At 46.0% G+C, this 8,782-nt stretch carries 8 protein-coding genes and 1 tRNA gene; 2 read left to right on the top strand and 7 right to left on the bottom strand.

Annotation, left to right across the window (positions count from 1 at the left end):
* Positions 1 to 231 precede the first annotated feature (231 nt).
* The 3 genes from ACUYLD_RS24185 to ACUYLD_RS24175 all read right to left on the bottom strand — a co-directional run bounded on the left by ACUYLD_RS24185 (position 232) and on the right by ACUYLD_RS24175 (position 2,875).
* The gene (locus ACUYLD_RS24185) at positions 232 to 1,134 is read right to left on the bottom strand and encodes a PhzF family isomerase (protein WP_069290241.1); all 903 of its coding nucleotides are present in this window, start codon (positions 1,132 to 1,134) and stop codon (positions 232 to 234) included.
* Positions 1,135 to 1,464: 330 nt separating this feature from the next.
* A complete protein-coding gene (locus ACUYLD_RS24180) occupies positions 1,465 to 2,388 on the bottom strand; it encodes an IS4 family transposase (protein ID WP_446676158.1) in 924 nt (307 codons plus the stop codon).
* Between the two features lie 413 nt (positions 2,389 to 2,801).
* Positions 2,802 to 2,875, bottom strand: a tRNA-Arg gene (locus tag ACUYLD_RS24175).
* 175 nt (positions 2,876 to 3,050) lie between these two features.
* On the opposite strand from ACUYLD_RS24175, the gene ACUYLD_RS24170 reads away from it, so the two are divergent.
* Positions 3,051 to 3,344, top strand: coding sequence for a DUF4870 domain-containing protein (locus ACUYLD_RS24170; protein ID WP_016324668.1), 294 nt, complete (start codon positions 3,051 to 3,053; stop codon positions 3,342 to 3,344).
* A gap of 319 nt (positions 3,345 to 3,663) precedes the next feature.
* Here the strand turns inward: ACUYLD_RS24170 and ACUYLD_RS24165 are convergent, their stop codons facing one another.
* Positions 3,664 to 4,023 carry a hypothetical protein gene (locus tag ACUYLD_RS24165; protein ID WP_069290242.1) on the bottom strand — a complete coding sequence of 120 codons (360 nt, stop codon included), beginning with the start codon at positions 4,021 to 4,023 and terminating at the stop codon, positions 3,664 to 3,666.
* A gap of 163 nt (positions 4,024 to 4,186) precedes the next feature.
* Here ACUYLD_RS24165 and asnB point away from each other — a divergent pair, with 163 nt between their 5' ends.
* Positions 4,187 to 6,031, top strand: a complete 1,845-nt coding sequence (asnB, locus tag ACUYLD_RS24160; RefSeq protein ID WP_069290243.1) for an asparagine synthase (glutamine-hydrolyzing) — start codon at positions 4,187 to 4,189, stop codon at positions 6,029 to 6,031.
* A gap of 169 nt (positions 6,032 to 6,200) precedes the next feature.
* Here the strand turns inward: asnB and ACUYLD_RS24155 are convergent, their stop codons facing one another.
* The 3 genes from ACUYLD_RS24155 to ACUYLD_RS24145 form a co-directional block, all read right to left on the bottom strand.
* Positions 6,201 to 6,833 carry an XTP/dITP diphosphatase gene (locus ACUYLD_RS24155; protein ID WP_250260549.1) on the bottom strand — a complete coding sequence of 211 codons (633 nt, stop codon included), beginning with the start codon at positions 6,831 to 6,833 and terminating at the stop codon, positions 6,201 to 6,203.
* Positions 6,833 to 7,594, bottom strand: coding sequence for a ribonuclease PH (gene rph / locus ACUYLD_RS24150; protein ID WP_013311675.1), 762 nt, complete (start codon positions 7,592 to 7,594; stop codon positions 6,833 to 6,835). Before rph ends, ACUYLD_RS24155 begins: the two co-directional genes overlap by 1 nt.
* 92 nt (positions 7,595 to 7,686) lie before the next feature.
* A complete protein-coding gene (locus tag ACUYLD_RS24145) occupies positions 7,687 to 8,745 on the bottom strand; it encodes a GerMN domain-containing protein (protein ID WP_446676157.1) in 1,059 nt (352 codons plus the stop codon).
* Between the last annotated feature and the right edge of the window lie 37 nt (positions 8,746 to 8,782).

Raw genomic sequence — 8,782 nt, 5'->3', positions numbered from 1 at the left:
AGAAACAGGGGTAACCCCCTGTTTCTCCAGAGACCAGAGCCTTATGATGTAAAGAAAAAGAAACCCACGTCTCAAAAAGACGGGGTTTCTCGACAATCTGAAAAGCTTCCTACATGTAGGAAGCTTTTTGCTATACGTCCCAGGAGTACTTGTTGGGACGTTGGTGTTATTGGGTTTGTACTTGGCTTGACAATCCGTCATTAAGCTTATTGATAAATTTGTTAGACTTTTTTAAAGTATGATCTCCGTTGAAAAAGCAATAACCGCTTTCCCCGTAATTTGAACTAATACGGGTTTTCCCTGTTCCTTTTTCACATGAACATGCATTGTTCCCTCTCTTTTGATTGCCTCACCTTGTAAAATATCAAAATCAAAAGACTGCTCATTCTCATTTTGCAAAATGTTATAGTGTACCAAATAGGCTCCAAGCGGTCCGTTTGCATTTCCTGTCACCGGGTCTTCAGCTATTCCAATTGCAGGAGCAAACATTCTTCCGTGAACCAATATATCCTCTTGTGGATTTAATGTAAAAACATAATATCCATTACATCCAATATGCTTGCTGATTTCTGTAAGCTTCTGCAAATCAGGTTTTAAACTATGTAGTATTTCATTGGAGTAAATCGGAACCATTACCTTAGAATGACCTGTTGAAGATATTGCAACTGGATATTCCATGCAAATATCTTTACAAGAAATACCTAACGCATTTGCAATCTGACTTCTTATTTCATCATTTAAAGGCTCTGATACAGAAGGTTCTCCCTGTGTCATTACAATAGAATAGTCATCTTCATACTTTATAACATCAACAGGCAATATACCTGCTTTTGTTTTTTGAATAATTCTTCCAGTTTCAGCTTTTCTCTCAATTGCATAAATATAATGTGCTGCTACTGTTGCATGACCACAAATTGGAACCTCTGTTGTTGGAGTAAAAAATCTTACTTCAACATCATAATTTGAAGAATCTGTTTCAAAAATAAATGCAGTTTCCGAATTATTTAATTCTCTTGCAATTCTCTGCATCTGCTCATCTGTAAGTCCATTTGCATTTGGAACAACTCCAGCAGGGTTACCATGAAATCTATTTTTTGTAAATGAGTCTACTTGATATATTCTATATTTTTTCATAATTTCGCCTCTATAAATACTAGTTTGTCTGTCTGTTAAATCTGATATTAACATACTTTTTAGGCAGTTTCACTTAAATTAAAAGATATAATATGGCCCTTTAATAAAAACGAACTGATCCTTATTATAGAATCGCGCTCTTTTATGGAAGATTGTTATTAAACTAAAGCCGCAGTTAGCTGAAATGGTCTTCTCAATCCTTATCTAAAAGTGGAATAAATCTTTTATGATTATAGATACTTTTAGATTCTGCCACGCCTGTTGAATAACCAAAATAAGTAACTCAATTCATGAAACAAGAGGTGCACTGAAGAACGCGCCGAATCTGAATCAGCCATTCAACAGGTAGTTTTGAAGAAGAAATAGACGAGAAAATCGCGCAAAGGAAAGAACGGCATGTTGGGGCCATGAAGTCTGAGCAGCAACAAATAGCCAATTGAGCAGGACATAGACGATTAGAGCACAGAATAATTGCCCATAGACCGCATTTTCAGTCGTACCAAACAGCGTTGGAATATTCAAATGTTGCTTGATCCAACGAAAGAAGACTTCAATCTGCCATCGAGCCTTATAGATCTGTGCGATTTGTTCTGCGGTCACCTGCATTAAATCGGTAACCACCCGAATTTCCCGACCTTCAAAATCCCGAAACATCACCACACGATGACGTTGTCTGGAACGACACTGAGGGCTTCCCAACTGGCAAGTGATATCCCGAATGACGGATGAATCTGGCTTCGTAAGGCGACGTAGCGCATGAGGCTTTTCCAAATGGACGTTGTCGCGAAGCCGAATGACAAACGATTGTCCATGGGTTTTGAAGTGATCCAGACGCTCCAGTTTCCCATAAGCACGGTCCATCACCAAAATGTAGTCCGGTTGAGCCAACGCTTCACTCATGGGGCCATCATGCTTGGAGCCCAGCGTTTCGACCACCTGAAGGGGTTGCCCATTTTCTGCTCGTAAAGCGAGTAGATGGAAAAGTTCCTTAAATACGGAAAACGGGACTTCGGCGGCTTTGGTTGAAAAGCGTGAGTAGTGGACGACGGACAAGCCACAGAGAGCCGCATAATCTACGCTGGATCGATAGCTACCCCATTGTTCCAACGCAGCCATGCACCAGTATTGGAGTAAATGGTACACCGTAAACTTGCGGGCTTTGTCTTCATAACCTATTAACTTCACAACCCTTTGAACTTCTTCAGGAGTCAGCATGGATTGAAGGATAGATGTAATCGTGATAGAATTTTTCATGAGATCGTCTTCTTTCGGATTCGTTTGGATGGGACCAACGATTCTACAGAAAAGACGATCTTTTTTCTACCATTTTGTGGTTATTCAACAGGCGTGCTACTATATAAAGGTATTAGTTTACTGTATGTTTCGGAGCGGCTTGGTCACGCCTCATTAGATATCACTACCTCTACATATGCCCACCTTATGAAAGAGCTACGTGAACAGGATTCAAAACAACAGACATTTTTGAACGTTTATATAGCGTGTAAAAATCGTGTGTATAATTTGAGTAAACAGTTGTATTGATCACACCTTTTTCTAACGTTTTCTATCGTAACCCCAATAAAATAAAAAACGCCCCAAACCCTTATATATCAAGGATTTGAAGCATTTTTAATTTCGTTCAAACTTTACATATCTGAACGCTTCGACGTCCCAGGAGGGATTCGAACCCCCGACCGACGGCTTAGAAGGCCGTTGCTCTATCCAGCTGAGCTACTGGGACAAGATGGTGATCAATAAAACCTTATGTATTCAGCGCATTGATTATTATATCACATTTCGGGCAACTGTCAAAAGCATTTTTTTCATGATATAGCGAAGTGGGCTGCAAAAGGAATCATTTGGACGCTAACGGGGTATTATGTACAAAGAACCATGCATAAAGGAGGGGTTAATCTGTGAGAGGTCTTTTGTCGTCACTTTGTTATTTCAGCATTTTCTTCGCACCTTTTCTAGTGCCTGTCATTGTGTGGATTGCAGTACGGGACGAATATGTTCAGGGACATGCAAAAAAAGCTATTTTATCGCATATTTTCCCCATTATTGCGGCAATTCCGCTAGTGTATTTTATTATTACGGCGAATCATGCAGGTTCAGTGATCGGTTTTGTACTGCTATTCGTAGTGGTCTATCTCGGGGTTTTTGTTTATAACATCTACAAAGGGATTATGACGCTGCGTGAAGCGGCTTAGTTCAAAAAGAAGCCTCCTACATACCGCTAATTTGGCGGGATACGGAGGCTTCTTTAGGGTCATTTTTGATGAGTTGCTGTTGCTATTTGGTTCAATGGCTGCTTATTTATTCCCAAAGCGTTTAGGACTTCTCCGTACTTCATGTCTTACGTTTTTCTCCAGCACTTCTTCCGCGAACTCATTGTTATGAATATAACTGCTGCCTTTGTTTTTCTTATAATTCGCTTTGCCGTCTATGATTTCCCCCTCCTTTCACGCTGATCCGGCGATGGCGCCGGGGCCCAAATCAACAAAAGCCGAGGCATAGCACACCATATCCTCATGCCCCAAACTCCTTGGCGAACTCTGTGCTGAGCTGCCCATAGGAGAGCAATTCTTTTTTAAACTTCTCTCGCTCCTCACCAGCAGTAATGTGTGTAGAGTCGGTAAAAGCCTTGTCTGTCACTTCCTCAAATGCCGAATGCAGATTATTGTCGTACCAATCCAGCTCCAGATCGGCGTCATTGCGGATGATCCGTATCATGTCATAGTCATGCTGACCATCCGTCTGATCCTTGGCCGTAATATAGACCAACAGTTCCGGGTCATCTGCGGCACCGGGCCGCACCTCTACCTCAGCGCAGCGCACTCCGTCAAGTTCAGTGAAGCGGCGTATTTTGGCATCCTTGATGTAGTACATGGTCTCCCTCCTTCCTTGCGAGTAGACGGGTTGCCCCATCTGTAGTTTTCGGAACGGACAGACATTTTATGCTTCTTTTCGGCATATATACTGATGAACTGGGGATTTAGTTTTTGATTCATTCCAACACTGGATGAACACGACAAAGAGAGGATGAACAGACATGTGCGGAATTACAGGTTTCATACAGTGGAACGGAGACTTAATGCATCAATCTGAGCTGCTGCTGAATATGACACAAACGCTCTCCGATCGCGGACCGGATGCTGCGGGTACCTGGATATCCAACCCGTGTGCCTTCGGACACCGAAGATTGAGCGTTATGGACCCGGAAAATGGCGCTCAGCCCATGATCCGGCAGCTGGAGGATATCACTTATACGATTGTATATAACGGGGAAATATATAACGCGCCTGAGCTGAAAAAAGAGCTGCAACAGCGCGGGCATTTTTTCCGTACACAATGCGACACGGAGGTGCTGCTCGAATCCTATATCGAATGGGGCCCTGAATGTGTGGATCGGTTAAACGGCATTTTTGCGTTTGCGGTCTGGGATAGCGAGCGGGAGCAGGTATTTCTGGCACGGGATCGGCTGGGAGTGAAGCCGCTATTTTATAGCCAAACCGAAGAAGTATTCGTATTTGGCTCAGAACCCAAAGCACTGCTCCAGCATCCAGCGGTAGAGGCAGCAGTGGACGCCGAGGGATTGGCCGAAATTTTTATCATCGGGCCTGCACGTACCCCCGGACACGGCGTCTATTCGTCTATGAAGGAGCTACGCCCCGGGCATACGTTAACCTACAGCCGCGACGGCGTGCGCATCCATGCCTACTGGACACTGGAAAGCATTGCGCATGAGGATAACACCGAAGAAACGGCACTTAAGGTAAGAGAACTGTTGCTAGATACGGTGGAGCGGCAGCTCATTTCGGATGTTCCCGTGTGCACCTTATTGTCTGGCGGGCTGGATTCAAGCGCTCTATCCGCATTAGCTGTCGATTATTACAAACGTACCGGGCAGGGACAAGTTCATACGTATTCGGTCGATTATGTGGATAACGACAAGCATTTTAAAGCCCATGCGTTTCAACCCGGAGCCGATGCCCCCTGGATTCAGCGGATGGTGGATGAATTAGGGACAAATCATCACTGGATTGAATTCGATACGCCAGAAGTCGTAGCAGCTCTGAACAACTCCACACTAACGCGGGATTTACCCGGAATGGCGGACGTGGATTCGTCGCTGTATCTCTTTTGCCGGGAGATTAAAAAAGGAGCTACGGTCGCTATTTCCGGCGAGGCTGCGGATGAAGTTTTTGGCGGATATCCTTGGTTCCACCGGGAGGATATGCTGAATTCGGGTACATTCCCGTGGGCAGTTGCACCCGATATGAGAGCCAGTCTGTTGTCTCCTGAGGTACGGGACTGGATCAAGCCGCTGGAGTATTTGAACGATCGCTACTCAGAAGCGGTAGGAGAAGTGCCGAAGCTACCGGGGGAAACAGGAAAAGCTGCGCAAATGCGCGTCATGTCCTATTTGAACATCACCCGCTTTATGCCTACTCTACTGGATCGCAAGGATCGGATGAGTATGGGAGCCGGACTGGAAGTGCGGGTGCCGTATTGCGATCATCGTTTGGTACAATATGTATGGAACATTCCGTGGAGTATCAAGATGACAGGCGGACGTGAAAAAGGTATTTTACGCAAGGCGCTGGAGGGTGTATTGCCGGATGATGTGCTGTATCGCAAAAAAAGCCCATATCCCAAAACGCATAACCCTTCCTATCTTGAGGCTGTGAAAAAGCAGGCGCTGCAGCTGCTGGATGATTCCTCTTCCCCACTGCTCAAGCTGATCGATGCGCAAAAGGTACGTGATATTGCCGCCTCACCGGAGGCATCCACCAATCTGCCTTGGTTTGGTCAGCTGATGTCGGGTCCCCAGTTGTTCGCCTACTTGGCTCAAGTGGATAACTGGTTACGCACTTACAAGGTTGCTATTCGATAAGCTACGCTGAATGCTGAAGCAATAGAGCTTCTAAGCGGCAGCGGCAATTTTTCGCTGTGTACTATATGGGGAACAGAAAGTACCAAAAAGGCTATCCGCAGCTTATGACTGACGGATAGCCTTTTTTTCGTTATGTGAATGGGGGATGATTTCGCCCCTGTTACCAATGCTATGCCTGTGGATTACCCAGCTTTGTTGCCAAATCACGCAGAGCTATCCCTCGGTGACTGATAGCCTGCTTTTGTTCCAACGTCAGCTCGGCCATTGTCTTTTCAAACTCTGGCAAATAAAACAGCGGATCATACCCAAACCCGCCGCTGCCGGCGGTTTCAGTAGTAATCCAGCCCTCCACAGAGCCTGTCGATTCCAACGTCTCGCCAGTCTGCGGATTATATAGAATCAAGGTACAGACGAATTGAGCCGGGCTTAGCAAAGGCTGTCCCGTATCATCACCCAGCTGCTTCGATTCTAGAACGTCGAGCAGCTTAATATTGTTTTCGTGATCGCTGGCACCTTCTCCAGCATAACGGGCCGAGTATACCCCCGGCGCACCGTCCAGCAAGTCCACGCAGAGGCCGGAATCATCGGCCAGTACGGGCAATCCGAGCACATCTCCAACCGCTTTAGCTTTTTTCAGTGCATTTTCGGCAAAGGTTTTGCCATCTTCAACGACATCAGGAATGTCGGGATAATCGTACATGCTTCTGACTTCCTTGCCAAACGGCTCAAAAGCATGCGCAAATTCCCGCACCTTTCCTTTATTTTTCGTAGCGACAATGACGACCGGACCATCCAGCCGCATTAGGCGCCAGCTCCTGTACGTCCAGCACCGATCTTATCAGCAATCGGTCCAAGCACTTCTTTTTGGCGCTCAATCATTTGCAGAATCCCTTGTTCGCCCAAGCTAAGCAGTTGATCCAATTCGTTACGGTCAAATGGGCTTTCTTCACCTGTACCTTGCAGCTCAACATATTTTCCACTGCCAGTCATGACAAGATTCATGTCCACTTTAGCCTTGGAATCCTCTTCATAGTTCAGATCCAGCAACGCTTTTTCACCAACAACCCCTACGCTGACGGAAGCCAGAAAATCAGTAATTGGAAAAACAGGCAGCTTGTGCTGGGTGGCAATTTTATTAACCGCAATCGCCAACGCTACGAAAGAACCGGTAATTGAGGTTGTGCGTGTTCCGCCGTCCGCCTGAATGACGTCACAATCCAACGTAATCGTCCGTTCACCAAGCGCCTGCAAATTGACCACCGAACGCAACGCTCTTCCAATCAGACGCTGAATTTCCATGGTACGGCCTGTCAGCTTCCCACGCGCAGCTTCACGCTGATTACGGCTATGAGTCGCACGCGGAAGCATGGAATACTCCGCGGTCACCCAGCCCTTTCCTTGTCCCTTCATAAAGGGGGGTACGCGTTCTTCTACAGTAGCCGTGCAAATGACTTTCGTCTCGCCAACCTCTATAAAAACAGAGCCCTCCGCGTATTTATTTACTCCTGCTGTCAATTTCATCGGGCGCAGCTCATCACCGTTTCGTCCGTTAGATCTACTCATGCTTTTTCCTCCTACGTCGTATGCAACCTGTTCTTATATGTTTATTTTACCAAAGTGTGCAGGCAAAAGCACCCCAAGGACGATTCCCGCCCTTAAAGAGGGATTTCGTTAATATGTTGCGGCTTGGCTACAGGCTCTCCATAATTTTGATTATTTTGTCCAATTACGCTTTTTTCACCATTCAGTTCAATCCGAATTTTTGTTTTGACCGCATCATCTGAATTGTCTGCCGCTGTCAGCACAACCGATTCCAAAAATTCAGCAGGCACAGCTTCTCCTTTAGCAAACATATCATCTGAGAGAGATACCGTAATTACGTTGTCTTTGGAGTGTTCTACCGATTTCAGCGCCGTCTCCCCTGTCATCACTTCTTGTAACCCATCTTTGGTCTGCGGCCCTTGAATCAATTGATGCAGTGCTGACTGGACACGATCTTTCTCAGGGCTAACCAACCGTGTTACAGGTACATAGTATTGAACTCCAGCAGGTGAAGAGGAAGAGAAATACACAGTGACCGGACTGGAATCCAGGGGTATCACGCCATGACCAATTTCCAAATTAATACCTACTGCACGCGTCAATGGATGATCCAGCGGTGTGCCGCCAACAGGCATTTCGTTCAGCTTTTTGCCCTCCACCCAGATCTGTACGCTCTCGATATCGGGACGGTCGGTTAGGGTCCAAGTCAAGCTCTCCATTAATTTGCGTTCTTCCTGTGGCTTATAGTTGGCGAAAGATTTGTTGAATTCGACAACAGCCAGCTTGTTGTTCTTGTCCACTGTCACACTTTTTACTTCTGTACCCTGGGGTATTACCCCTTTAAATCCCTCTGGTAATAATCCAGCATACGGCCCGCCCTCAACCAATGTTTCCAGCGCTGACTTGGCATCTGCCTGCACATCACCTGTAGCAATCGGTAAAGATACCGGGGCCAGCAAACCGTTATGATCTTGCAAAAAAACAGCCCTCAGTTGCCCTGTACTGGCAGGTGCTTTTCCGGTTACAGCCTTAATCATGGACTGCTCTGTCGTGGACGGCGGGGGGTCAATAGATGCCGATTCGTCGCCGAAAAGGCTGCAGCCTGACAACAACAGGGGTAGGGATAGCAGTCCAGCTACAGAGGTCATACGCCATGGGTGTTTTATATTCATAAGTGAAGTTCCTCCCTAACAATTTTGTACAGATTGT

This window comes from Paenibacillus sp. SER-28, assembly GCF_052906305.1.
Note: the sequence above shows the minus strand (reverse complement) of the source record. Positions and strands in the feature narration are given on the sequence as shown.

Coding starts and splice junctions, on each gene's coding strand:
- ACUYLD_RS24185 (WP_069290241.1), bottom strand. CDS start 1,134: ATGAAAAAATATAGAATATATCAAGTAGACTCATTTACAAAAAATAGA.
- ACUYLD_RS24180 (WP_446676158.1), bottom strand. CDS start 2,388: ATGAAAAATTCTATCACGATTACATCTATCCTTCAATCCATGCTGACT.
- ACUYLD_RS24165 (WP_069290242.1), bottom strand. CDS start 4,023: ATGTACTACATCAAGGATGCCAAAATACGCCGCTTCACTGAACTTGAC.
- asnB (WP_069290243.1), top strand. CDS start 4,187: ATGTGCGGAATTACAGGTTTCATACAGTGGAACGGAGACTTAATGCAT.
- ACUYLD_RS24155 (WP_250260549.1), bottom strand. CDS start 6,833: ATGCGGCTGGATGGTCCGGTCGTCATTGTCGCTACGAAAAATAAAGGA.
- rph (WP_013311675.1), bottom strand. CDS start 7,594: ATGAGTAGATCTAACGGACGAAACGGTGATGAGCTGCGCCCGATGAAA.
- ACUYLD_RS24145 (WP_446676157.1), bottom strand. CDS start 8,745: ATGAATATAAAACACCCATGGCGTATGACCTCTGTAGCTGGACTGCTA.